This window comes from Yersinia enterocolitica subsp. enterocolitica, from assembly GCF_901472495.1.
In the GTDB taxonomy this organism is placed as follows: Bacteria; Pseudomonadota; Gammaproteobacteria; order Enterobacterales; family Enterobacteriaceae; genus Yersinia; species Yersinia enterocolitica.
In genome coordinates, this window is record NZ_LR590469.1 from 3096471 (window position 1) to 3120813 (window position 24343).

Genomic DNA, 24343 nt, shown 5'->3' on the forward strand with positions numbered 1-24343 from the left:
AAGTTTGGTTTGCAGGTGATCCCTGCTCATTTTATGACTTCACATCCAGATCATTTAATTAGCATTAATAATCACGGGCTTTGGCGATATTCTTTTCCAGTTCCCGTACCACTGCGTCCGTTTTTTCACTGTCAGAAACTTGAGCAACCCCGACCCGCCACCAACTCAGGTAGCCATGAACCATAGTTTTTGGCAGAACTTTTATGTCAATTAAGGTTGAAACTGTCTGCAAGCGGGCATCGGCCAATGCATCAAGTAGTTGCTGTTCCGTAGCAACCCGATATGTCTTACAGCCATAAGCAGCAGCCAACATGGCGAAATCTACCGGAACAAAATCACCGTCTAATTGGCCAGTTTCTTGATTACGGAAACGGAATTCAGTGGCATAGCTGTCCATACCATGTTCCATCTGGAGATTATTGATACAGCCATTTGTCATGTTATCGAACAATATCACATTGATTTTGCAGCGTTCTTGAATGGAGGTGACCAGCTCAGAATGCAGCATCATGAAGGCACCATCGCCCACCAATGAGTAAACTTCGCGGTTAGGTTCGGCCAGCTTCACGCCCAATGCAGCGCTGACTTCATAGCCCATGCACGAGTAACCATATTCGACGTGATAGCCATTATTGCCTTTTGTGCGCCATACCCGCTGTAAATCACCGGGTAAGCTGCCAGCAGCCGCAACAATGACAGCATCTTGAGGTAATTGATTATTCAGAACCCCCAGCACCTGGCTTTGTGTCAGGAAAGAACCGGTTTTATCAATAAACTCGCCAAAGACCTGTTCACGATCCAAATGGTCATTAATTTCAGGGGTAAAATCCTCGGTCTGGTATTGCACCTGATAGACCCGCGTTGTCTCAGCTAATTGCTCAGCACGCATCCGGGCAATCTCCCCGCCCCAATCAGCCTGATAACCAGTACTGCCAAGTTGCTGATGCAATGCAGACAATGCTTCACGCGCATCCGCCAGCAACTGCAAACCATCCAGCTTGCCAGCATCAAAAGCACTAACATTAATATTGAGGAATGAAACATCCGGATTCTGGAATAACCATTTCGATGAGGTCGTAAAGTCGGTATAGCGGGTGCCGACACCAATGACTAAATCAGCCTGTTTTGCCAAGGTGTTCGCCGCCAGACAACCTGTTTCACCAATACCGCCAAGATTCAATTCATGTTCTGAGCTGATAGTGCCTTTACCCGCTTGTGTTTCAACCCACGGCGCACCGAAACATTCAGCAAATCGTTGTAATGCCTGACCGGCTTGTGAGTATTTTACGCCACCACCACAGACCAAAATCGGTTTACGTTTTGAAGTCAGTAAAGCAATAGCATCAGCCAACCTGCCAGCGCTGGCAGGTCGCCGGTCAAGGCGATGAATGCGTTTTTGGAAGAAATAATCTGGATAATCATAAGCTTCAGCCTGTACATCTTGCGGCAAACACAGCGTTACAGCACCAGTCTCTGCCGGGTCAGTCAGTACCCGCATGGCATTAATACACGCACTCATCAGTTGCTCTGGCCGCGTAATGCGATCCCAGTATTTACTGACGGGCTTGAATGCATCATTGGTACTAATACTCAGGTCATGAGATTGTTCAATTTGCTGGAGTACAGGATCGGGTTGGCGTGAGGCAAATACGTCACCAGGAAGCAACAGCAAGGGGATACGGTTAGCTGTTGCAGTTGCGGCAGCGGTCACCATATTGGCACTGCCCGGCCCAACAGATGAGGTACAAGCATAGATTTGCTGACGCAGTTTTTGTTTGGCGAAGCCGGTCGCCGCGTGAGCCATTCCTTGCTCATTTCGTCCTTGATGAACCACTAGCTCGCCGCAATCCTGTTCCAGTGCCTGCCCGATACCCAGTACGTTACCATGACCAAAAATAGCAAAAATCCCTTTGATAAATTTGATTTCCTGACCATCAACTTGCAGGTATTGATTGTCCAAAAACCGGACTAATGCCTGTGCCATGGTTAGCCGAATTTTATTCATTTATTCATCCTTTGCTCTGTTTGCGCGATACAACAGCGAGGTGAAACATAGCAGGGATTATAAACAAATATTTTTTTCATAAAATCACATTACAGAAGAAACATTTCATTCTGCGATGAAGATCAAATAATCAGGTAAACACTGAAACCGGCACACCCGCATTAACTCACGTGAAATAGCATTATTTTAAACCAACCTAAAATACCACTAATTTATTGATATAATTAATTTATATCATTCATAACTGCTTTCCATTTCCTACTAATAAAACCATCAATAACTGGAACGATCCTTGGGTATAAGCCCTATTTTCGTGCGTAATATAAGGCTTTTAGCCAGGTCACATAATCGGGGAATAAATTTCATTTAACCTTGAAGTTGAAATATTTATTCCTCATACTGATTTCAGAAACGTTACTACGGGTTTATTTCATCGGTCATTGTCGAGGTTTTAAAAGAAGGAAATGGGGATGGGTACACAACACAAAGTGCTAGATGTCATATGTATCGGGCGAATTGCCGTCGATTTTTATGGGCAACAGATTGGTTCCCGACTGGAAGATACCAGTACATTTGCCAAATATTTGGGCGGATCATCAGGTAATGTCGCCTACGGCACAGCAATTCAAGGCCTAAAGTCAGGTATGTTGGCACGTGTTGGTGATGAACATATGGGCCGCTTCCTGCGCGAGGAATTACAACGTGTTGGAGCTGATACCCGTTTTCTTATTACTGACAAGCAGCGCCTAACCGCATTAGTTATTCTCGGTATTAAAGATCAAGAAACCTTCCCTCTGATTTTTTATCGTGAAAACTGCGCTGATATGGCCCTGACGCCAGATGATATCGATGAGTCTTATATTGCATCATCACGAGCACTGGCTATCACTGGCACACATCTTTCGCACCCAAATACACGCGCCGCTGTATTGAAGGCACTGGAATACGCGCATAAGCATGGGCTACGAACTGCTCTGGACATTGATTACCGTCCAGTATTATGGGGCCTGACCTCACTTGGTGACGGTGAAACACGTTTCATTGAATCAGAAAAAGTGACTCAGCAATTGCAAGAAGTCCTGCACCATTTCAATTTAATTGTCGGTACTGAAGAAGAGTTCCATATCGCGGGGGGGAGTACAGATACCCTGGTAGCGTTGCAAAATGTGCGTAAAGCAACTCAGGCGACACTGGTCTGCAAGCGTGGAGCACAAGGTTGTTCAGTATTCGAAGGGGCAATCCCTTCCAGTTGGGAACAGGTCAAACTCCATTCTGGTGTTCGCGTTGAAGTTCTCAATGTATTGGGGGCTGGTGATGCCTTTATGTCTGGTTTATTGCGCGGCTATCTTAATGATGAAAGTTGGGAGCAAGCTTGTCGTTATGCCAATGCCTGCGGCGCATTGGTTGTTTCACGTCATGGTTGTGCGCCTGCCATGCCAACCAAAATTGAGTTAGACGATTACCTCAGTCGCGAGCACTCTGTTCCGCGCCCTGATCATGACGCTCGCCTTAATCATTTGCATCGGGTAACCACCCGTAAACAGCAGTGGCCGGAGCTTTGCGTATTTGCTTTTGATCACCGCAAACAATTGGCTGATATGGCGCGTGAAGCGGGTGTGAGTGAAGAGCGCATCCCCAAACTCAAAACATTATTACTACAAGCAGCGCAGCAAGCGGCTCAAGAGTCAGGTCTGGAACATAAGAGTGGCATTCTGGCAGATACCACTTACGGCCAGGAAGCGCTCAACACCATTACCGGTCAAGGGTGGTGGATAGGTCGCCCCGTTGAGTTACCCAGCTCAAGGCCATTACGCCTTGAACATGGCAATATCGGCTCCCAACTCATTGATTGGCCGCTGGAACATGTCGTGAAGTGCCTGGTATTTTATCATCCCAAAGACAGTGCGGAGCTGCGCCAGCAGCAGGATGAGCTGATTCAGGATGTTTACCGTGGATGCTGTAAGTCGGGGCATGAATTACTGTTGGAAGTGATTTTACCCGAAGATAATAAAGACAAAGATGAGCGTTACTACATTGAAACTATGGCACATTTCTATGCCCTAGGTATTCAACCAGATTGGTGGAAACTGCCGCCACTAAGTGCTGAAAACTGGCAAAAAGTAGGTAAATTGATTGAAACTCAAGACCCCTATTGTCGAGGTGTATTGATTCTTGGGTTAGATTCTCCGGAAGCTATATTAAAGGCAGGCTTTGCCGCTGCGGCAAAAGCACCTTGGGTTAAAGGTTTTGCTGTCGGTCGCACCATCTTCGGCCAGGCATCACGTCATTGGCTGCACGGTGAGATAAATGATGCCGAGTTGATCGCGCAAGTGAAACAAAATTATCAAACGCTGATAGGCTATTGGCGAGATTATCGTCCAGTCATCTGAATTTAAAACAGCTTTAGTGGCGCTGGCGTGGAAAACGTCGGCGCTATTATGCTGCTATCTGCATGGTTTATTCCTTATTAGCCTGAAAAAATCCTGATTTCTGTCAAACTTAATAAAGTAATATCTTTTGCTTATAGCCGTTTCCTTTATCATGGTTTAGTGAACGGTTTTAATTCGCAATGAAATAAAAGCAAATGCGAATATCAACAAATGAAACTTTCCAACCATCTGTTAGAATAGCTGACAGATAACCCCTGAATTTTCCTCTGCCGTGGGCCGAATGGATGAATAACCCGACTCAACTATCATTGCTACAAGACCAAATTCGTCATCGTTATGAGACGTTAAGCAAACGCTTAAAACAAGTTGCCCGTTATATCCTGGATAACAGTAACAGCATTGCATTTGATACAGTTGCTTCCATTGCGGCCCAAGCCAGTGTGCCACCATCAACCTTAATCCGGTTTGCAAATGCCTTTGGTTTCAGTGGTTTTAACGAAATGAAACAAGTATTCCGTCAACATCTGATGGAAGAAACCGTTAACTATACCGAACGCGCACGGTTATTCCGTCAAACCTCAACTGATGGCAATACCGCACCAGAAAAACCGGCTGAAATACTGAATGTATTTACGATGGTCAATGCGCAAGCTCTACAGCAACTGGCGGTGCAAACCAGCGCCGAACAATTAGATAGAGCCGTCGAATTGTTAAACAATGCTGAAAATATCTATGTAATTGGTTTGCGTCGTTCTTTTAGCGTGGCTTCTTACCTAACCTATGCATTACGCCATTTGGAGCGCCGGGCTTTTCTGATTGATGGGCTTGGTGGAATGTTTGCTGAACAACTGAGCATGGTAAAACCCAAAGACGTCGTGATTGCTATCAGTTACTCACCCTATGCACAAGAAGCCTTGGAACTGGTGGAATTGGGTGCAAAAAGTGGTGCGCAGCAAATTGCGATTACAGATAGCCAGGTTAGCCCATTAGCGGCTTTCAGCGATGTCTGTTTTGTGGTGCGGGAAGCACAAGTTGACGGGTTCCGTTCACAGGTTGCCTCTATGTGCCTGGCACAAACCTTAGCCGTTTCATTAGCATTGAATAACGCCAAAGCATAACTCCTCAGGCGCTTCCAAGCCAGATGTAGCTTGTGGCGAGCAATAAAATGGGTAGGATCTATCTACCCATTCAATTCATACTTTAAAGCGCGGCTTAGCTTTTTTCTACCGGATATTGATCACTGTTGATCCATGCATGATCTTTTTCCCAGGTAAATTTCCATAACCGTACTGGCCCCGCCATCACATTCAAATAATAGTTGTCATAGCCAGCCAATGTCGCCACTGGGTGGTAACCTTTTGGCACTTTTACGACATCTCGGTTATAAACTGGCATACATTCATCCAGTGAGCGGTCGTCGGTATATACCCGCTGCATGCAAAAACCTTGCTCTGGATTTAACCGGTGATAGTAAGTTTCTTCCAGATAAGTTTCATCTGTCGCATTTTCCTGATCATGTTTATGACTGGGGTATGAACTGGTATTCCCCTCATCAGTATAAACCTCAACCACCAGCAAACTGTCTGCGGGTTTATCGTCAGGCAAGATATTATGTACTAACCGCTGGTTACGCCCCTTACCTCGCCGCTCTACTCCTACATCTGCTGGCGTAATCAGACGAGAGGGTAAATGGCTATTACCGGGCGCACGGCAGACCGCCAATTCCAAATCGGTCTCTGCCACGACTTTCACACGATCATGGTGTGGAACATAAACAGAATAAGGCGGTGTTCGTTCGAACGGGCTCATGCGTTTGCCAATATGCGGATATTCAGCGTGCTGTGTTGATACCGAGGCAATTCCAGCAACTAAGACCAGACAGAGTTCATTTTCAGCACTCTCCAGCACCATTGCCTTTCCAGCCGTAAGCCGATAGACATCAAACCCAACAAAACGCCAGCCGGCATTCTCCGGTGAAATATGCTGAATACGCCCATTTGCATCTGGCGGCTGACATTTGGCAAGCAGTGACGACATGATGACTCTCCTGTTAACAACATGAAATTATTCTAACGAACACCCTCAGGTAGCATTAACCCAGCGTTGGCATACTGTATTCTGAAACAGTTTGCTGACCTGTTGGCCAACGGGCTGTGGTTGTTTTCATGCGGGTGTAGAAACGCACCCCATCAGTGCCATGCACATTTAATGCACCGAACACGGAACGTTTCCAACCACCAAAACTGTGAAACGCCATTGGTACTGGAACAGGCACATTGACGCCAACCATCCCAGCCTGAACCTCATGCACAAACTGCCGTGCATAGTGGCCGCTACTGGTAAAAATCGCACTCCCATTACCAAACTCATGACTATTCACCGTACTAATTGCCGTTTGATAATCAGGTACTCTGACAATCCCTAACACTGGGCCAAAGATTTCTTCCTGGTAAATCTTCATTTTCGGAGTGACATGATCAAACAGGGTGCCGCCTACATAGTACCCTTGCTCATAACCAGCAACTTTATAATGACGGCCATCTGTGACTAATGTCGCACCTTCTTTAACACCTTGATCAATATAGCCAAGTACCTTTTTCTGATGAGCCGCTGAAATGAGCGGTCCCATTTCATTCTCTTCCCCGCCTTGCTGTATACCTGGGCCGACACGCAGGCGAGCAATGAGTGGTTTTAACTTTTCAATTAATTTATCAGCGGTACTGTCGCCGACTACTACCGCAATCGGCAGTGCCATACAGCGCTCGCCTGCTGATCCAAACGCACCACCCATTAATGCATTTACGGTCGCATCCAAATCAGCATCTGGCATGATGATCGCCTGATTTTTCGCCGCACCAAAGGCTTGTACACGTTTACCGTGCGCACTGGCAGTGGTGTAAATATGTTCAGCAACAGTAGAAGAACCGACAAAGCTTACGGCTTGAATTCGTGGATCTGTGCATAGTTGGGCAGCACTTTCATTTGAACAGTGAATAACATTGAATACGCCATCAGGCAAACCCGCTTCCGTCAGCAATTCAGCTAAACGAACTGACGCTGAAGGGTCCAATGCTGGCGGTTTCAGAATAAAGGTATTACCGCACGTTAACGCAATGGGGAACATCCACATGGGTACCATCGCAGGGAAGTTAAAAGGGGTTATCCCGGCCACAACACCCAAAGGCTGCATCATTGAAAAGCTATCAACTCCGGTACCGACATCAGCGGAATATTCACCTTTCAATAAATGCGGGATACCACAGGCGAACTCGACGACTTCCAGACCACGAGTGATTTCGCCCAAAGCATCCGAATAGACCTTGCCATGTTCGCGAACAATCAACTCCGCCAATTCATCGCGGTGTTGTTCAATCAGGGTTTTAAAGTTGAACATAATGCGAGCGCGGCGCAGAGGGGTGGTTCGTGACCAATCGGCAAAGGCCTGATGAGCTACGCCAATAGCATGATGAACTTCTTCAGCTGTACTTTGCGTGACCTGGCTTTCAACCTTACCGGTGGCTGGATTATGAATATCGGCAGTTTGATTGCTGGAACTCAGGGAATTCTTCCCACCGATAAAGTTACTTACGATTTTCATGTCTCACCCTCTTCTCAATAGCTGCTATCGCAGGGTTCGCCCAAAGTGACTTAAATCAGACAACTCATAACGAACCATACGCTCAATCAATAAGGGCTATCTTGTTGTGGGACCAAAATAGCCAACAAGGCGACCAGCCGCCAGACAGGCGAAAAACCAGCCGATATGCAGACTCTATGCTATTGGAAAAAAAGTTTCAAATAACTTTGTTTGGAAATTTTGTTTTGTGCGATGTATCGCAAGTTCCTGCAAGGAGAAAAGGTAAAAACCAAAAAAGCCAGATAGCCCACGCAATGCCACCATCAGCCTGCAACGTTCTACTGCTCTGCCACAAATAAGCTGTTAATGTTAAAAAAACCAACCAGAGTAATGAGAGCTAAATGAATTTTACCCACCTAATATTTGAGTTTAATCGATACATTTATGTTTCGTTATATTATTTAAATGAAATAAATATTTCCATTTTGACCAATATCCCGAAGCAATTTCTCATGTATTTCTATCGCAACAGGAGCTGGCACTATGCCAATAGGTTGGTACTCTCTCATTTGGCTCGAAGCCCTCCCCAGCGCACAGCCAAGCTAGCGGCCCCTGCCAGAGTGATTAAGGCGACTACGCCAGTCCATCCCATTTTTTCCAACATCAAGCTACCTAAGGCGGAGCCAACAGCCATCCCGATAAATACACAGGTAAATAACAGTGCATTAAGCCGACTGCGAGCCGCCGGCTCCAAACTATAAATAATGGTTTGATGGGCTACCAGCGTGGCCTGCACACCAAAATCAAACCCAATGGCGCTGAGCACAATAAGTCCTATCTGGAGATGAAATGGCAACAGTGGCAAAAGGAACAAAGCAGCAAAGGAGAGTGTCGCCAGGCTTGCACCAATCAACGTAACCACTTGCGACCCCCGGCGGTCTGCCAATGAACCGGCTAATGGTGCAGCTAATGCACCTGCGGCACCGGCAAGACCAAACGCACCCGCTACAGCACTGCCAAGGTGATAAGTATCCTGCAACATTACCGCCAGTGTTGACCAGAAAGCACTAAACCCTACAGACAGTAGCCCTTGTGATAACGCCGCCCGACGTAAATCTTTAAACTGTAGCCATAAATGGCTCATTGAGGCGAGTAACGCCGGATAACTCAGTGCTGAGGTTGCCGGTACACGCGGTAAACTGCGCCATATCACCAGCGTTATCATAATGACTGATAGTGCAGCCCCCATATAAAGCGAGCGCCAACCAAAGTACTCTGCAACAAAGCCACTTAATACCCGTGACAGTAAAATGCCCAGTAGTAAGCCTGTCATAATAGTACCGACCATTTTCCCCCGCTGCGCTGCCGAGACTAATGTTGCAGACGCTGGGACAATATCCTGTGCCATTGTTGCGGCAATCCCGATAACAAAACTGGTTACCAGCAATGCATTTATACCAGGAACAAAACCACTGAATAGCAAAGCAGCCGTCAGCAGAATACCCTTTAATAAGATAATAATTCGGCGGTCATGGCGATCGCCCAATGGGGCAAGTAACAATATCCCCAAAGCATAACCAATCTGTGTCAGCGTCGGTACTAAGCCAACCGCTCCTACGCTGGCGTGTAAATCAGAACCCATAACACCCAACAGCGGCTGGCTATAATAAATTGATGCGACGCTAAGGCCTGCACCAGTTGCCAACATCAGAACTTTGCTGCCGGAAAGGGTTTTCTCAGCACTTTCAGTGTGAGTTGATGCGGTTTGAATGACTGACATGATGGCTACCTGTAATGATATTGAGGCTGCATTTTTACGTGTGCAAACCTATCTTGGTAGTCGCCTGGAGAGTAAAACTGTTATACGCTTAACGTATGACAGAACCTAATGTACCTGGCATCGACCGTATAGAGTTGATGCAAACATTTATTCGTATCATCGAGGCTGGCAGTTTGTCTGCGGCCGCAGCACGCCTGGGTACTAGCCAGCCGACTATCAGCCGCCGTTTGCAGACATTAGAGCGGTTGCTTGGCCTGAAATTATTGCAGCGAACCACGCATATCATGAAGTTGACAGATGATGGCGAACGTTGCTATTCCCATGCCAAACAGCTTATTGAGAGCTGGAATACGATGGAAGATGACTTACGTGGTGCGACTGATGAACCTAGAGGGCTACTGCGCGTTTTGGTGCCACATGCTTTCGGGCAAGACCAATTAATCAAGCCACTCAAAGACTTCCTGCACCAATACCCGAAAATGTCCGTTGAATGGATGCTAAATGATCGCCGCCCCGACTTTATTGCCGAAGGTATTGATTGTGCTATTCAAGTTGGCTCAGTAACGGATCCCTCTGTTGTCGCTATCCTGCTGGCCGAAGTGCCACGTATCGTGGTTGCCGCGCCTGAATTGTTGGATAATCAGCCGCTACCCACACACCCCGAGCAATTACAGGATTTTCACTGGTTGGCATTGAATACGTTTTACCGTAATGAAGTTGTTCTGAGCCATAAAACAAATGGTGAAATGCATCGTTTTTCCATACAACCGCAATTAAGTACCGACAGCCTGTATGCATTACGAAACGCCGCGCTGACAGGATTAGGTGCCGGGATCGCGTCAACATGGGTAGTAAATGATGATATCAAGCAAGGGCGGTTAGTTCATCTGACACCGGACTGGCATGGATTACCTCTACCAATCTATTTAGTTTACCCGCACGCCAGCTATTATCCTGCCAGATTACGAGCATTTCTTGATATTATGCGCCAGGCTATGCCACAGCTGGCCGGAACACAGATCCCCACCAAAAAACGCAAAGATAAATAACAGCAAGGCTAATTTTATTAATCCTCAGATTATTAAAAAACATATTGTTTTACCTATGGTACATATTCCAAGAAAGAAACATATTTTCGCGTGACAATAATATAATGTTTTGTAATCTTTATTAGCACTTTAAAAATATGAGTATCCTACAATGATAAAACTAATAATTACCGATCTGGATGGCACTTTTCTTGATGAGAAAGGGGATTACAATCGAGAAATGTTTCAGGACGTCAAAAAAATCATGACACAGAAAGGTGTTCACTTTGCGATATGTACCGGTAAACAATGTGAGCGTGTAGAGGAACTATTCAAGGACGATGCTGAACAGTTCTGGATTCTGGGTGATAGTGCCACCAGAATAAAATATAAAGGTGAATATGTTTATCAGTCTCTGATTAACAATCAACTTGGGCTGAATATCATTAGCAAACTAGAAGCCATTAATAAAGAACCCGTCATCATTGCTTGTACAACAGAGGGCGCTTTTATTAAGAGTTCTGTTTCTAAAGAAATGGAAAGTAAAATTAAAAAGTCATATGCCAAAGTGACAAGAGTCGATGATTTTCATCACGTGAATCATGATTTTGTCAAAATATCCATTTATGACGAAAAAGGTCGCTGCCCTGGTTTCAAACCTCATCTTCATGAATTCTTTGATAAAGCCTATATCGTTGTTTCTGAAGATGCCTGGATTGATATTGCTGATATCGGCGTGCATAAAGGGCATACAGTAGAAATCCTACAGAATTTATTAAATGTTAATAAAGACGAGACCATGGTGTTTGGTGATGGGCTGAATGATATTGAATTAATGGAAAGAGCGACCTTCAGTTTCGCCATGCGTAATGCTTTTGAAGAAACTAAATCTGCTGCAAATTTCATCACAGGCAGAAATACAGAGAGTGCCGTTATGTTAACCATTCAAAGGATACTGACTCTGCAATAATATAATTGCTCCATTGAGTTGACCGAATTTATCTGAAAGATCAGGGAAAAGCATACGCACTGAGACATATCTGTACTTACCGTCTTGGTATTTGCAAATCTATCTCGCTGCGAATAGACCCAACCCTGACCTTCCCACTTTAATATTCCCAGCTTATCGTTAGCACACGCATACCGATGGAAGCACACAACGTGTGTTCACAACGTGTGTTCACATCTCAATAAATAATCGTTTAAAATCAAATGACTAATCAATTAACTTACCAATCGATACCTTTTTGTGCCTTAATTCCACTATCAAATGCATGTTTAATTGGCCGCAACTCACTAACCGTATCCGCAAGATCAATAATATTACGGTGACAAGCACGCCCAGTGATAATAACGCTTTGATTCTTCGGCCGGTTTTTTAACACGATAATCACCTCATCCAGCGCCAAATAGCCGTAGGTAATCATGTAAGTCAACTCATCCAAAATCACCAGCTCATAAGAGGGGTCAGATAACATCCGACAACCCTGTTCCCATACCACTTTTGCCGCAAGGGTATCAGCCGCTTTATCTTGTGTATCCCAGGTAAAACCCGTCGCCATAATATGAAACTCGACACCATTGCGTTCCAGCAGGTTGCGTTCACCATTTTCCCATGCCCCCTTGATAAACTGAAGCGCACCGACCCGCATACCATGCCCCACCGCGCGGGTGGCTGTCCCAAAAGCAGCCGTAGTTTTCCCTTTACCATTGCCGGTAACTACAATAATGACGCCGCCCGTCTTGGTCGCATCAGCAACACGTGTCTCAACGTGGTCTTTAAGACGTTGCTGCCGTTGTTGATACCGTTCTTCATGCACAATGAAACCCTCGAATAGGAACTATTGTTGGCAACCAGCACATGCCTTCATCTGAATCTGGTCAAAGAAAGAGTTGCCTTTGTCATCCAGTAAAATAAAGGCCGGAAAGTTACTCACTTCCATTTTCCACACTGCTTCCATTCCCAGCTCGGGATACTCGATACATTCCAGACTTTTGATGTACTCCTGCGCCAAAATAGCCGCAGAACCGCCGATACTACCCAGATAAAATCCACGATGTTTCTGACAAGCTTCAGTAACTTGCCGGCTACGGTTGCCTTTTGCCAACATAACCAGGCTGCCACCATGGGATTGGAAGAGATCCACATAAGGATCCATACGCCCACCCGTGGTTGGCCCCATCGACCCTGAAATAAACTCGTCAGGTTTTTTCGCCGGCCCAGCATAATAGACTGGGTGATCTTTCATGTACTGCGGTAACTCTTCTCCCCGCTCTAAGCGCTCTTTCAGCTTGGCGTGAACGATATCGCGCGCCACGATCAGCGGGCCATTAAGTGATACACGGGTAGATACTGGATAACGGGAAAGTTGTTCACGAATTTTATCCATCGACTGGTTAAGATCGATATTTACCACCGTCCCTTCGTTATTCACTCGTAAATGTTCAGGAATATATTGTTCAGGATGGCGCTCTAATTTTTCGAGCCAGATACCTTCCTGGTTAATTTTGGCTTTAATATTGCGGTCAGAAGAACATGAAATAGCCATACCTATCGGACAGGAACCTCCGTGACGCGGTAAACGAATAACCCGTACATCATGAGCAAAATACTTGCCACCAAACTGAGCACCTAAGCCAAATTCACGAGATGCCTGTAGTAATGCCTGTTCGAGTGCCGTATCACGAAACGCCTGACCATATTCGTTACCTTCGGTTGGCAAATTGTCATAATATTTGGTTGAGGCCAGTTTGGCTGTCTTCAGTGTTAATTCAGCAGAGGTTCCACCAATGACAAAAGCAATGTGATAAGGAGGACATGCCGCGGTTCCCAGCCCTCTCATTTTCTCGATTAGAAAGGCCTTGAGCTTTTTGGGTTCCAGAATAGCTTTTGTTTCCTGGTATAAAGCCGCTTTGTTTGCAGAACCGCCCCCTTTATTCACAAACAGAAAGGTATACTGCGCGCCAGGGGTAGCAAAAATATCGATTTGGCCGGGAAGATTGGTTCCGGTATTCACTTCGGTATACATATCTAACGCCGCATTTTGCGAATGGCGCAGGTTATCGTGACGGAAGGTGTTATAGATGCCACGAGATAAAGCTTGTGCATCATCACTATCAGTCCAAACTCGTTGGCCTTTTTGGGCCACAATAGTCGATGTGCCTGTATCCTGACAATTAGGCAAGACACCTCTAGCTGAGATCTCAGCATTACGTAATAGCTGAAGCGCGACATATTTATCGTTTTCGCTCGCTTGAGGATCATGCAAAATAGCAGCAACTTGCTGTTGATGAGCAGGACGAAGAAAAAAAGAAGCATCATGAAAAGCTTGTTGAGACAGCAATGTCAGTGCTTCTGGCGCAATTTTTAATATGTCTTTATCTTCAACTTTAATAGTAGAAACATACTTATCTGTTAATAAATAATACTCTGTTTTGTCCTCAGAAAGAGGGAATAGCTCTTGATAAAAAAAGTCATTTTTATACATTATATTCACTCAATTAGCTAAATGATAAATAACGAGCAGAACTGGCCATTAATTACATAAAAATTATTAAGTAATAACCAATTAACATACCATATGCGTTACCGAACCATTATTGATATAATAAAATAAAAAGCAATTGTTCTCTCTGCAACACATAATGCTTATTAGTTAATAAGACTCTAATGATTTTTTAATTTCAAAAAAACACGCTATTCTCTTAACGAGAATTTTATATTTAATCACTTTACGAACAAGTAATTTATAAAAATCAGTCAACCCACGTTCTTTTCAACTCTTCTTCTTTCGATTTATCGTGGATCCAGCGGCTAAATTTTTGCAAACTCCGCAGCCCTCTTTTGCCGTCCTTATAAGTCAAAACAAAATGGTTTCCGGTGCTCATCGGCAAATCACAAGGAATGACCATATCCCCATTTTCTAAATCTTTATGAATCGCAAAACGAGGTAATAACGCCACCCCAAGGTTAGAGCGAACAGCAGAAATCAACATTGATAGCAGATCCAAACGTGGCCCCATCCTGACTTTCGGACTATTAACACCCGACAATGCAAACCAGTCATACCAGGCATCCAAACGTGTTGTTTGATGAAGTAATGTGAATTCTTCCATCAATTGCTCCGCACGCATCACTTTTTTATCATCACGCCACAACATGCGGCTGCAAACAGGGACCAACTCTTCTTCAAACAGATGCTCATTTTGCGCCCAAGGACTACTGAAATCTTCGCGCATAATTGCTGCATCATATTTCAGATTCAAAAAGTCAGCACCTGTGGTAAGTGCAGTTAAATTGAGAACAATTTCCGGATGATCTTCATGAAAGCTACTGAGATTAGGAATAAGCCAATGGGTACTAAACGTGGGAGTTACAGCTAATTCCAGCACTTGTTGTGTCGACTGGTAAGACATAATGCTTTGCGTATCTTTTTCCAATTGTTCTAGCGTATCTCTGACCAAATCGAGGTAATAACGCCCTGCGTCATTGAGGAAAATCCGTTTACGAACATGGTGGAATAATGACACGTTAAGGAATTCTTCCAGGGCGGTGATCTGGCGAAACACGGCACTTTGCGTTAGCGCTAACTTCTCCGCAGCTCTTGTGTAGCTTTCATATTGAGCGACTGCTTCAAATGTCACTAATAAGTCTGTCTTTGGAATTTTGTACCGCATGGTAACTCACCCATTATTTCATAAAATAATTCACTAAACGGCCTGTTTTGCCGAGGCAGTTATATTAGAAATATATATCGTATTTTATTGGTTTTTTAACATACACAGTTTTATTTATATGGACATAGCAGTCAGTCGTTTTTGTGATAGTCTTCATAATTATAAATAATAAATGTAATATTAAAGTTAAAACCAAAAATAATGAATAAAAACATAACTGATAACAATGCAATTTTAAATTTCAAAGAAAAATTAAACATCATATATTTTGAAGAGTTCATTCCGAAAAGTGATTAAATAATGGGAGCGGGGTCAAGTATCGAAAGCATCTATTGATGGATAATGGCGCGGTATTTTTAAGTTATTCTCTACTTATATAATATATTTTTAATAATTGACGTTAAGAAATCATAAGCTGCATTTGCTATAAAGGTTGTTCTAATGAAAATAGGGAAAGTATTGTTAGTTGGTGCGGGGCCAGGAGATGCATCATTAATCACTGTAAAAGGATTACTTGCCATTCGTGAAGCTCAAGTTCTTGTTCATGACCGCTTAGTAAATTTGGAGTTAATTTCTCAAGCTCCAGCCAATTGCCAGATTATTAATGTCGGAAAAACCTCAAACCACCACCCAGTTCCTCAGGAACAAATCAATCAAATCCTCATTGATCATGCTTTAGCGGGCAAGAATGTGGTGCGCCTCAAAGGTGGTGATCCTTACGTATTTGGCCGTGGTGGTGAGGAAGTTGAAAGTCTTTCGCGCTATCAAATCCCCTTTGAAGTTGTTCCCGGTATCAGTTCTTCTATTGGTGGGTTGGCCTATGCCGGTATTCCTGTAACCCATCGCCATTATGCTTCCAGCTTTCATGTGGTCACCGGACATATGTGTCAGAGGAATGAGCCACAAAATTGGAACGCATTGGCACAATTAGACGGCACACTGATCGTACTGATGGGCATGACGCGACAAGAAGAAATTAGTCAGTTGTTAATCCAGGGAGGGAAATCACCAGATACCCCCGCCGCCGCAGTGATGTATGCCAGCCATCAACAGCAGAAAATGGCCAAAGGGACACTTAGCACACTGAAAGATGAAATCGCACGTCAAAAGTTGCATGCGCCTGCATTGTTGGTGATTGGTAACGTCGTGAATCTGAGTGATATTTTGGCCTTTACTGCCCAGCAAACCGATATTAATCATAAGTCACTGTCACTGGCAATATAATGTGCTACCAGCAAAAATATTTTGGCGGTGAGGCTCCCTCGCATGGCTGAAGCGTGCTGCCCCGCCTCTTGCGGTGAATTGCTCCAGGGATGGATCCTCGGTGGAGAAAAACTAATCTCTTGCCCCATAAATTGGTATAGCAGAGTCTCGGTTACACCAGGAAAACCGGGGCGAAATGAGCGGCCGCGGATGCGTCAAATGCTTAGGCAAGTCTTGGTGCACTTTGGTGAACCCCCATTGCTGGCAGAGAGAATCTGTATCGAGTTCGAATCAACAATTCCCGTTGCAAAAGGTTTAGCCAGTAGCACCGCTGATATTGCAGCAACAGCTATTGCCACAGCTCGGTTACTTGGGCAATCACTGAGTGACAGGGCATTGGCCCGACTCTGCGTCGCGCTTGAGCCAACTGACAGCACCATATTTAAAGATCTCACCCTGTTTGATCATCAGACGGCACAAACTCAACTGCCATTCTCTTGGTTACCTGATATCGATATTGTGTTGCTTGAAAGTTCGCAGACACTGGTGACAGCAGAATTCCACCAACGAAATCGCTATTCCCTTTTGTTGAAACAAGCGCCCAATTTGGCAAAGGCGATGCAGCAATTTCGTCTGGCGAATGAGAGGTGTTGCTGTCATAGACTTGGAGAGGCAACCACATTAAGTGCTATAGCCAGTGAATCCGCACTGCCTAAACCGCAATTTCGCCAATTACTAGATATCGTTGAACACAATGATATTTATGGTTTAAATGTGGCCCACAGTGGTAGTGTTATTGGGTTGCTATTTAACCCTCACCAACATGATCGAGATCGTCTTATTCATACTTTGTATCACAAATCGTTAATACAATATTATCCAAAGATACATTTAGTCAAAATGGTGGCTGGCGGAGTGCGTTAATAAATGTGTTGTTATCATTATCATTTCCAAAAATAGTTATTACTCATGATGATTAAATATATGACGAGCATCACAATACTGATATAAATAATAATCACACCTGGATCACACTTTTGCTTTAAATATAACTATCAATTCACGTGAAATTTATAGGTGGTTATTATTCTCTAACAAAAACACTCATTTAAGATGATGATTTTATTTAAAATAAATTAAATTTATTTTTTTATAATCTGTTTTTTCAAGATGTCCTGACAATAAATCAATTGTATTTGACGTATCGGAGAAGCACATTACAAACCAATGAAATCCCAGCTAGCCACTAGCTGGTTTTATATAGAGCACGTGAATGAAGTAAGTCATGAAAAATATAATAGTTTCATGTGGAAACCTTGTTAATTTTTAACTTTCCACCAAGAAAATATATGGAATGTAATCTACATAGAGGGCAAAACATGCAAAACCCAACAATTGTTATTGGCGTCATTGGTGCTGATTGCCATGCTGTTGGTAATAAAGTGCTCGACCGGGTATTTACCATGCACAATTTCAGCGTAATTAATCTCGGTGTAATGGTAAGCCAAGATGAATATATTGATGCCGCCATTGAAACTGGCGCTCAGGCCATTGTCGTTTCCTCTATTTATGGACATGGCGAAGTAGATTGCATCGGTATGCGTGAGAACTGTGTTGAACGCGGAATTGGTGAAATATTGCTCTACGTCGGCGGAAACCTGGTTATCGGTAAACATGATTTTTCCGAAATCGAAACCAAATTCAAAGGAATGGGCTTCAACCGTGTTTTCGCACCCGACACTGATCTGGAATTAGTCTGTTCCCTGATGAAACGCGATATTGAGCGTGTTATGCAGTCAGAGGAAGCTGCTGAGGGTATGCAATGATCAGCGTTTCTATCGATATCGGCTCCACCTGGACCAAAGGGGCGGTATTCGAGGTAACAGATGACTCTCATATTGACGTGAGAAACTACGCATTATCCCCAACGACACCACACCATTTAGCTGAAGGGTTCTTTTCAGTATTAAATAAGGTCTTGGATGTTCGCGATGCGCGGCCAATGTTGGCTTCAGGAGAGATCAATATTGATTACTCTTCTTCTGCTAAGGGGGGGCTTGCCGTTGCCGCCATTGGCTTGGTACCAAGTATTACACTTGAGTCAGCTAAGGTCACCGCGCATTCTGCCGGGGCTAAAGTGTCACAGCATTTTGCCTATAACCTGAATAAGTCAGATGTGCGGGCTTTAGAAGTATCCCCCCCCGATATTCTACTATTTACTGGTGGCACTGATGGCGGTGATTACGACCACGGCTTGTTAAACGCCAAATTGTTAGCTCAATCTAACCTTGAGTGCGCCATTATTTATGCTGGAAATCGCGACCTGCAAGATGATGTGCAAGAGATCCTCGGCGATAAAGATTTAACCATCGTCGATAACGTGTTACCCAACCTCGATAGCCCGAATCCTCATAGTGCGCGTAAAGCCATTTGCGACATTTTCCTGCATAAAATTGTTAAGGGGAAAGGTTTAGATGTCATCGTCGATCTGACCGGTGAAGACCCCCTGCCAACCCCTTATTCAGTCTTTGAATTGGTAAAGCAAATTCGCCAACACGTCCCCGATTGGGAAACCTTCATGCTGATCGACATGGGAGGTGCGACCACCGATGTTTACTCCTCTTATAACAACCACTTACTGCCTGACACCGTCATGCACGGTATCCCTGAGCCACTGATTAAACGCACTGTTGAAGGTGATCTGGGGATGCGCGTTTCAGCGCTCAACGCGGGCGAGACCGGTACGATGATGATTGATCACTATTTTGCTCATCAACAAACCAAGATTGATGCTTTTCATCACTATCTAAAATACATCTCCGCCCATCCCGACTATTTGCCCCAGAGCGATGAGGAAATTGTATTCGACCAATTACTCGCCGGAATGTGTATCGGGTATGCATCTGAACGCCATGCGGGGACCAAAACGCAGGTTTGTACCTGTGCTGGCAACATTGACCTACAAATTGGGCGCGATTTAACCCAAGTGAAAAAAGTCATCGGTACCGGAGGTTGGCTCTCCCGAGCAGATTCATTCGATATTCATAACTGGCTGAAATATCGAAATTTAGATGATAAAAGCAGGAAAGTGCTGCTCCCTGACCAGTTTGAGTATTACAGAGATACCCAAGGCTTATTCCCCCTGCTCGCTAATGTCTCCCGTCGCTTTCCTAAAGCTGCCGCCCAGACTGGTGTTCGAATTTTGCACAAATAATAATTGGAGTCATGATGGAACTTCGAAATAAAAAGATTTCTTTAGATGATTTTATGTCCGAGCGCTTTCACGTATTAAAAACCTGGCATACCGGTAAAGATGTTGAGAATTTTGAAGATGGGGTGAAGTATCAGCAAACCATTCCTGAGTCGAAAAACTTTGCCAGAGCCTTGTTTGAAGCTGACTGCAACGGCATCACGCTGAGTCAACCTCGTGCAGGGGTAGCGTTAATTGAAGAACACATTGAGCTACTGAAAACACTACAAAAAGATTGCGACCTGTTACCGACCACCATTGATGCTTATACCCGTCTCAATCGCTATGAAGAAGCGGCGGTTGGTATTCAAAAATCCATTGAAGCGGGTACTTCCAAACTCAACGGGTTACCGGTGGTCAATCACGGCGTAAAAGCCTGTCGCCGCATTACCGAGTCCTTATCTAAGCCGCTGCAAATTCGTCATGGCACTCCTGATGCACGCCTGTTGGCTGAAATCGCGATGGCCAGCGGATTTACCAGCTACGAAGGTGGTGGCATCTCTTACAACATCCCTTATGCAAAACGTGTGACGTTGGAAAAATCCATTCGTGACTGGCAGTACTGCGACCGTTTGATTGGGGTCTATGAAGAACACGGTATTCGTATCAATCGCGAACCATTTGGCCCACTAACCGGCACCTTGATTCCGCCATTTGTTTCCCATGCAGTTGCCATCATAGAGGGTCTACTGGCACTGGAACAGGGGGTGAAATCCGTCACCGTCGGTTACGGTCAGGTGGGTAATATTGTGCAAGATATTGCTGCAATTCAGTCATTACGCGAACTGGCACATGAGTATTTCCGCGCCAATGGTTACGAAAATTACGAGCTCAGCACAGTATTCCACCAATGGATGGGTGGGTTCCCGGAAGATGAATCTCGTGCCTTCGCGGTGATCTCTTGGGGAGCGGCGGTTGCCGGGATGGCAGGGGCAACTAAAGTGATAACCAAAAGCCCTCATGAAGCCTACGGCATCCCTACTGCTGAGGCTAATGGCCAGGGATTGCGGGCATCCAATCAAATGCTGAACATGGTTCGTGACCAAAAATTCCCACCTTGCGTGGAAGTTGACCGCGAAGTTGCACTGATTAAACGCGAAGTACGCGCCGTCATGGATAAAGTCCTGGAACTGGGCCAAGGCGATATTGCGATAGGAACTGTACGAGCCTTTGAAGCCGGTGTGCTTGATGTACCTTTTGCTCCAGCCACCTGTAACTCCGGCAAGATGATGCCAATCCGTGATAACCACGGTGCAATCCGTGTGTTCGATCCCGGTTCAGTTCCCCTGCCTAAAGATGTGCTGACACTCCACCATGATTTTATCGCTGAACGCGCTAAAGAAGAGGGCCGCATCCCTTCATTCCAAATGATCATTGACGATATTAACGCCGTATCCCACAGCAAATTAATAGGAAGACCATAATGAAAATCAAGCACGCACTGTTCACCGCAGGTAACTCATCTTTCTACTTCGATGACCAGCAGGCCATCAAAAATGGTGCGAAATTGGATGGATTTATCTATCAAGGTAAACCTGTAACTGAGGGATTTAGCGCAATTCGTCAAGCGGGTGAATGTGTTAACGTCCAACTAATCTTAGAAAATGGTGCTGTCGCTGCGGGCGATTGTGCTGCCGTACAATACTCGGGTGCCGGTGGCCGTGATCCTTTGTTTATCGCCGCAAATTTTGTTCCTTTCCTGGAAAAACACATCAAACCGCTGCTGGAAGGGCGCGATATCAGTGAATTTCGCCTAAATGCATCCTTCTTTGATGAAGTGACGATTGATGGCAAACCACTGCATACCGCCATTCGTTATGGTCTTTCTCAGGCATTACTGGATGCAACTGCATTAGCGACCGGCCGTTTAAAAGCAGAAGTGGTGTGTGATGAATGGCATCTGCCGTTGGTTGCCAAACCGATCCCTCTGTTTGGTCAAAGCGGTGACGACCGTTATATCGCCGTCGATAAAATGATCCTTAAAGGTGTGGATGTTCTGCCACATGGCCTTATCAATAATGTTGATGAAAAACTGGGGCGTAATGGCGGAAAACTGCGGGACTATGTGAGCTGGTTGGCTAAACGCGTCAGTGATTTGCGCGTCGATCCGAGCTACAAACCGGATTTACATATCGACGTTTACGGCACTATTGGCCTGATTTTCGACATGGACCCAATATTGTGCGCAGAGTACATCGCCAGCTTGCAAGAACAGGCCGGTGAACTGAATTTATATATCGAAGGGCCGGTGGATGCAGGCAATAAACCAGACCAAATCCGCCTGTTAACCGAAATCACCCACCACCTGAAAAAACTGGGTTCGAACGTCAAAATCGTGGCCGACGAATGGTGTAACACCTACCAAGACATCATCGATTTTACTGATGCAGGTAGTTGCCACATGGTGCAGATCAAAACCCCGGATCTGGGCAGTATTCACAACATTGTTGATGCTGTTCTGTATTGCAATAAAAAAGGTATGGAAGCCTATCAAGGCGGTACATGTAACGAAACCGATATCAGCGCCCGCACCTGCGTACATGTTGCTCTCGCCTCTCGCCCCATGCGCATGCTCATCAAACCGGGCATGGGTTTTGATGAAGGGATGAACATTGTGTTTAACGAGATGACTCGCACCATCGCGCAACTTAATGCAAAGGCCAACTGATATGTCTAAAACGTTTAAAATCCTGTCGCCCACCGCCATTCTGGGATATGGATTTCCCGAAGAGAGCTTTATGAGGGCGATGGAGGAATCACCTGATTTAATCGCCGTGGACGCGGGTTCCTCCGACCCCGGCCCGCACTATCTGGGTTCAGGCAAACCATTTACCGATCGGGCGGGGGTCAAACGGGATCTGCGCTATATGATAACCGCCGGTGTGAAACAGGGCATTCCGGTAGTTATTGGCACCGCCGGGGGATCAGGGGCCGCTCCGCATTTGGAATGGTGTCGCCAGATCATTTTAGAAATTGCCCAAGAGGAGTCGCTAAACTTTACTCTGGCGGTTATTCCAGCTGATGTGAGTAAAGAAGCGGTTCATGCCGCCCTTGATGCAGGCAAAATTCAGGCGCTGGATTTTGTCCCTGAATTGACTCATGAAGCCATTGATGCAACAACTTATATCGTTGCGCAAATGGGAATTGAGCCTTTTCAGCAGGCATTACAGGCTGGTGCACAAGTGGTGTTAGGTGGCCGTGCTTATGACCCCGCATGCTTCGCCGCGCTCCCTATCATGATGGGGTTCGATGAAGGCCTGGCGTTACATTGCGGCAAGATTCTGGAGTGCGCTGCCATTGCAGCCACACCAGGTTCAGGTTCTGACTGTGCCATGGGTATTCTGGATGAAACCGGTTTTACGTTGAAGACCTTCAACCAGAAGCGCCAGTTCACTGAAACCTCTGCTGCCGCACATACATTATATGAAAAATCAGATCCTTACTTCTTGCCTGGCCCCGGTGGGGCATTGAATCTGAAAGCATGTAACTTTAAAGATGTGGGTAATGGTCAGGTGCGTGTCACTGGATCGGTACATGAACATACGCCCTACACCGTGAAGCTGGAAGGTGCTCGTCCGGTGGGTTATCGCACGCTAAGTATTGCCGGTACTCGTGACTCGATTATGATTGCCGACATCGATAACATCTTGCTGGAAGTGCGCAAAAGTGTGGGAAAAAATCTGAGTATCGAGCCGGACTCAGTGCAGCTTAATTTTCATCTGTACGGCAAAAATGGCGTGATGGGAAAAATGGAGCCAGAGCCGGATACCACATCTTATGAATTGGGTATTCTGCTTGATGTTGTGGCTCCGTCTCAAGCGACCGCCGATAGCATTTGCTCACTGGCCCGCTCTACCTTGCTTCATTATGGCTATGCTGGCCGCATTGCCACCGCAGGTAATTTAGCTTTCCCATTTTCCCCATCAGATATTAGGGCCGGTCTGGTTTATGAATTCTCCATTTATCATTTAATGGAATATACACCAGAGATTGCCTTTAAGTTTCGGCTGGAAAATGTCACAGCAGAAGGAGTAATGGCATGAAAATATCAATTCTAGATTTAGCTCATGTCGTCAGGTCAAAAAATGCCGGGCCATATGAGTTAGTGCTAGATATTTTGTTTAAAGATAAATATATATATTCATCCATTAAAACATCCGGCCAATTTAAAAAAGAGCTAATAGCAGGGCTTTATAAAATTGAACCTGACCTTGTTCATCGTATTGTTTGGTTTGATCCGGCCAACGCCGTCAAAATAGTTATGCCGCGTAGCCTGGTATCTGGTGCTGTAGGCGACACTGACGTCTATGGTGCCCAACAGCATGCACCATTATTGAAACTTGAATTCAATATTTAGTTTTTCATTAGCTGTAACCGTAGAACATATTTCCTAAATCATCCGGTGCATTGTGTTGCGCTATGTGCTTCGCCCT

Annotated in this window: 19 protein-coding genes; 12 read left to right on the forward strand and 7 right to left on the reverse strand. The window is 45.1% G+C overall.

Annotated elements, in window-relative coordinates; all coding sequences use genetic code 11:
• Window positions 1–64 precede the first annotated feature (64 nt).
• The gene (gene iolD, locus FGL26_RS14855) at window positions 65–2005 is read right to left on the reverse strand and encodes a 3D-(3,5/4)-trihydroxycyclohexane-1,2-dione acylhydrolase (decyclizing) (RefSeq protein WP_005174805.1); all 1941 of its coding nucleotides are present in this window, start codon (window positions 2003–2005) and stop codon (window positions 65–67) included.
• A 470-nt stretch (window positions 2006–2475) separates the two neighbouring features.
• Here iolD and FGL26_RS14860 point away from each other — a divergent pair, with 470 nt between their 5' ends.
• Both FGL26_RS14860 and FGL26_RS14865 read left to right on the forward strand, forming a co-directional pair.
• Complete coding sequence (locus tag FGL26_RS14860) at window positions 2476–4395, forward strand: bifunctional 5-dehydro-2-deoxygluconokinase/5-dehydro-2-deoxyphosphogluconate aldolase (RefSeq protein WP_005174806.1); 1920 nt, start codon at window positions 2476–2478, stop codon at window positions 4393–4395.
• Between the two features lie 284 nt (window positions 4396–4679).
• On the forward strand, window positions 4680–5513 hold the full coding sequence (locus tag FGL26_RS14865; RefSeq protein WP_005157438.1) for a MurR/RpiR family transcriptional regulator: 834 nt from the start codon (window positions 4680–4682) through the stop codon (window positions 5511–5513).
• Window positions 5514–5607: 94 nt separating this feature from the next.
• On the opposite strand, the gene iolB is transcribed toward FGL26_RS14865, so the two are convergent.
• The 3 genes from iolB to FGL26_RS14880 form a co-directional block, all read right to left on the reverse strand.
• Entirely contained in the window at window positions 5608–6432 is an 825-nt protein-coding gene (gene iolB, locus FGL26_RS14870; RefSeq protein WP_005174807.1) for a 5-deoxy-glucuronate isomerase, read from the reverse strand.
• A gap of 55 nt (window positions 6433–6487) precedes the next feature.
• Window positions 6488–7993 (reverse strand): CoA-acylating methylmalonate-semialdehyde dehydrogenase, encoded by a 1506-nt coding sequence (locus tag FGL26_RS14875; RefSeq protein WP_005174808.1) that lies wholly within the window; start codon window positions 7991–7993, stop codon window positions 6488–6490.
• A gap of 544 nt (window positions 7994–8537) precedes the next feature.
• Window positions 8538–9752 (reverse strand): MFS transporter, encoded by a 1215-nt coding sequence (locus FGL26_RS14880; protein ID WP_005174809.1) that lies wholly within the window; start codon window positions 9750–9752, stop codon window positions 8538–8540.
• A 95-nt stretch (window positions 9753–9847) separates the two neighbouring features.
• Here FGL26_RS14880 and FGL26_RS14885 point away from each other — a divergent pair, with 95 nt between their 5' ends.
• The gene (locus tag FGL26_RS14885) at window positions 9848–10801 is read left to right on the forward strand and encodes a LysR family transcriptional regulator (RefSeq protein WP_011817370.1); all 954 of its coding nucleotides are present in this window, start codon (window positions 9848–9850) and stop codon (window positions 10799–10801) included.
• 151 nt (window positions 10802–10952) lie between these two features.
• Complete coding sequence (locus tag FGL26_RS14890) at window positions 10953–11750, forward strand: HAD-IIB family hydrolase (protein ID WP_005174811.1); 798 nt, start codon at window positions 10953–10955, stop codon at window positions 11748–11750.
• A gap of 259 nt (window positions 11751–12009) precedes the next feature.
• Here the strand turns inward: FGL26_RS14890 and cobO are convergent, their stop codons facing one another.
• The 3 genes from cobO to FGL26_RS14905 form a co-directional block, all read right to left on the reverse strand.
• On the reverse strand, window positions 12010–12600 hold the full coding sequence (cobO, locus tag FGL26_RS14895; RefSeq protein WP_005174812.1) for a cob(I)yrinic acid a,c-diamide adenosyltransferase: 591 nt from the start codon (window positions 12598–12600) through the stop codon (window positions 12010–12012).
• 21 nt (window positions 12601–12621) lie between these two features.
• Window positions 12622–14268, reverse strand: coding sequence for a fumarate hydratase (locus FGL26_RS14900; RefSeq protein WP_005174815.1), 1647 nt, complete (start codon window positions 14266–14268; stop codon window positions 12622–12624).
• Between the two features lie 268 nt (window positions 14269–14536).
• Entirely contained in the window at window positions 14537–15457 is a 921-nt protein-coding gene (locus FGL26_RS14905; protein WP_005157417.1) for a LysR substrate-binding domain-containing protein, read from the reverse strand.
• 441 nt (window positions 15458–15898) lie between these two features.
• Between FGL26_RS14905 and cobA the strand changes: the two genes are divergently transcribed.
• The 8 genes from cobA to FGL26_RS14945 all read left to right on the forward strand — a co-directional run bounded on the left by cobA (window position 15899) and on the right by FGL26_RS14945 (window position 24267).
• Window positions 15899–16681 carry a uroporphyrinogen-III C-methyltransferase gene (gene cobA / locus FGL26_RS14910; RefSeq protein WP_005174818.1) on the forward strand — a complete coding sequence of 261 codons (783 nt, stop codon included), beginning with the start codon at window positions 15899–15901 and terminating at the stop codon, window positions 16679–16681.
• A gap of 42 nt (window positions 16682–16723) precedes the next feature.
• Window positions 16724–17584 carry a GHMP family kinase ATP-binding protein gene (locus tag FGL26_RS14915; protein ID WP_032903176.1) on the forward strand — a complete coding sequence of 287 codons (861 nt, stop codon included), beginning with the start codon at window positions 16724–16726 and terminating at the stop codon, window positions 17582–17584.
• 455 nt (window positions 17585–18039) lie between these two features.
• Complete coding sequence (gene glmS / locus FGL26_RS14920) at window positions 18040–18486, forward strand: methylaspartate mutase subunit S (protein WP_005174823.1); 447 nt, start codon at window positions 18040–18042, stop codon at window positions 18484–18486.
• Entirely contained in the window at window positions 18483–19874 is a 1392-nt protein-coding gene (glmL, locus tag FGL26_RS14925; RefSeq protein ID WP_005174824.1) for a methylaspartate mutase accessory protein GlmL, read from the forward strand. The genes glmS and glmL overlap by 4 nt, the downstream gene beginning before the upstream one ends.
• 14 nt (window positions 19875–19888) lie before the next feature.
• Window positions 19889–21334, forward strand: a complete 1446-nt coding sequence (locus FGL26_RS14930) for a methylaspartate mutase subunit E (RefSeq protein WP_005174826.1) — start codon at window positions 19889–19891, stop codon at window positions 21332–21334.
• The gene (locus FGL26_RS14935) at window positions 21334–22578 is read left to right on the forward strand and encodes a methylaspartate ammonia-lyase (RefSeq protein ID WP_005174828.1); all 1245 of its coding nucleotides are present in this window, start codon (window positions 21334–21336) and stop codon (window positions 22576–22578) included. The genes FGL26_RS14930 and FGL26_RS14935 overlap by 1 nt, the downstream gene beginning before the upstream one ends.
• 1 nt (window position 22579) lies before the next feature.
• Window positions 22580–23953, forward strand: a complete 1374-nt coding sequence (locus FGL26_RS14940) for an acyclic terpene utilization AtuA family protein (RefSeq protein WP_032903178.1) — start codon at window positions 22580–22582, stop codon at window positions 23951–23953.
• Entirely contained in the window at window positions 23950–24267 is a 318-nt protein-coding gene (locus tag FGL26_RS14945; protein ID WP_005174832.1) for a DUF4387 domain-containing protein, read from the forward strand. Before FGL26_RS14940 ends, FGL26_RS14945 begins: the two co-directional genes overlap by 4 nt.
• Window positions 24268–24343: the final 76 nt, after the last annotated feature.

Bases quoted from the DNA above. Each gene is read 5' to 3' on its own strand.
- FGL26_RS14860 (WP_005174806.1), top strand. From the start codon at position 2,476: ATGGGTACACAACACAAAGTGCTAGATGTCATATGTATCGGGCGAATT.
- iolB (WP_005174807.1), bottom strand. From the start codon at position 6,432: ATGTCGTCACTGCTTGCCAAATGTCAGCCGCCAGATGCAAATGGGCGT.
- FGL26_RS14875 (WP_005174808.1), bottom strand. From the start codon at position 7,993: ATGAAAATCGTAAGTAACTTTATCGGTGGGAAGAATTCCCTGAGTTCC.
- FGL26_RS14930 (WP_005174826.1), top strand. From the start codon at position 19,889: ATGGAACTTCGAAATAAAAAGATTTCTTTAGATGATTTTATGTCCGAG.
- FGL26_RS14915 (WP_032903176.1), top strand. From the start codon at position 16,724: ATGGCTGAAGCGTGCTGCCCCGCCTCTTGCGGTGAATTGCTCCAGGGA.
- glmL (WP_005174824.1), top strand. From the start codon at position 18,483: ATGATCAGCGTTTCTATCGATATCGGCTCCACCTGGACCAAAGGGGCG.
- glmS (WP_005174823.1), top strand. From the start codon at position 18,040: ATGCAAAACCCAACAATTGTTATTGGCGTCATTGGTGCTGATTGCCAT.
- FGL26_RS14885 (WP_011817370.1), top strand. From the start codon at position 9,848: ATGACAGAACCTAATGTACCTGGCATCGACCGTATAGAGTTGATGCAA.
- FGL26_RS14935 (WP_005174828.1), top strand. From the start codon at position 21,334: ATGAAAATCAAGCACGCACTGTTCACCGCAGGTAACTCATCTTTCTAC.
- cobA (WP_005174818.1), top strand. From the start codon at position 15,899: ATGAAAATAGGGAAAGTATTGTTAGTTGGTGCGGGGCCAGGAGATGCA.
- FGL26_RS14940 (WP_032903178.1), top strand. From the start codon at position 22,580: ATGTCTAAAACGTTTAAAATCCTGTCGCCCACCGCCATTCTGGGATAT.
- iolD (WP_005174805.1), bottom strand. From the start codon at position 2,005: ATGAATAAAATTCGGCTAACCATGGCACAGGCATTAGTCCGGTTTTTG.
- FGL26_RS14900 (WP_005174815.1), bottom strand. From the start codon at position 14,268: ATGTATAAAAATGACTTTTTTTATCAAGAGCTATTCCCTCTTTCTGAG.
- FGL26_RS14945 (WP_005174832.1), top strand. From the start codon at position 23,950: ATGAAAATATCAATTCTAGATTTAGCTCATGTCGTCAGGTCAAAAAAT.
- FGL26_RS14905 (WP_005157417.1), bottom strand. From the start codon at position 15,457: ATGCGGTACAAAATTCCAAAGACAGACTTATTAGTGACATTTGAAGCA.
- FGL26_RS14865 (WP_005157438.1), top strand. From the start codon at position 4,680: ATGAATAACCCGACTCAACTATCATTGCTACAAGACCAAATTCGTCAT.
- FGL26_RS14880 (WP_005174809.1), bottom strand. From the start codon at position 9,752: ATGTCAGTCATTCAAACCGCATCAACTCACACTGAAAGTGCTGAGAAA.
- FGL26_RS14890 (WP_005174811.1), top strand. From the start codon at position 10,953: ATGATAAAACTAATAATTACCGATCTGGATGGCACTTTTCTTGATGAG.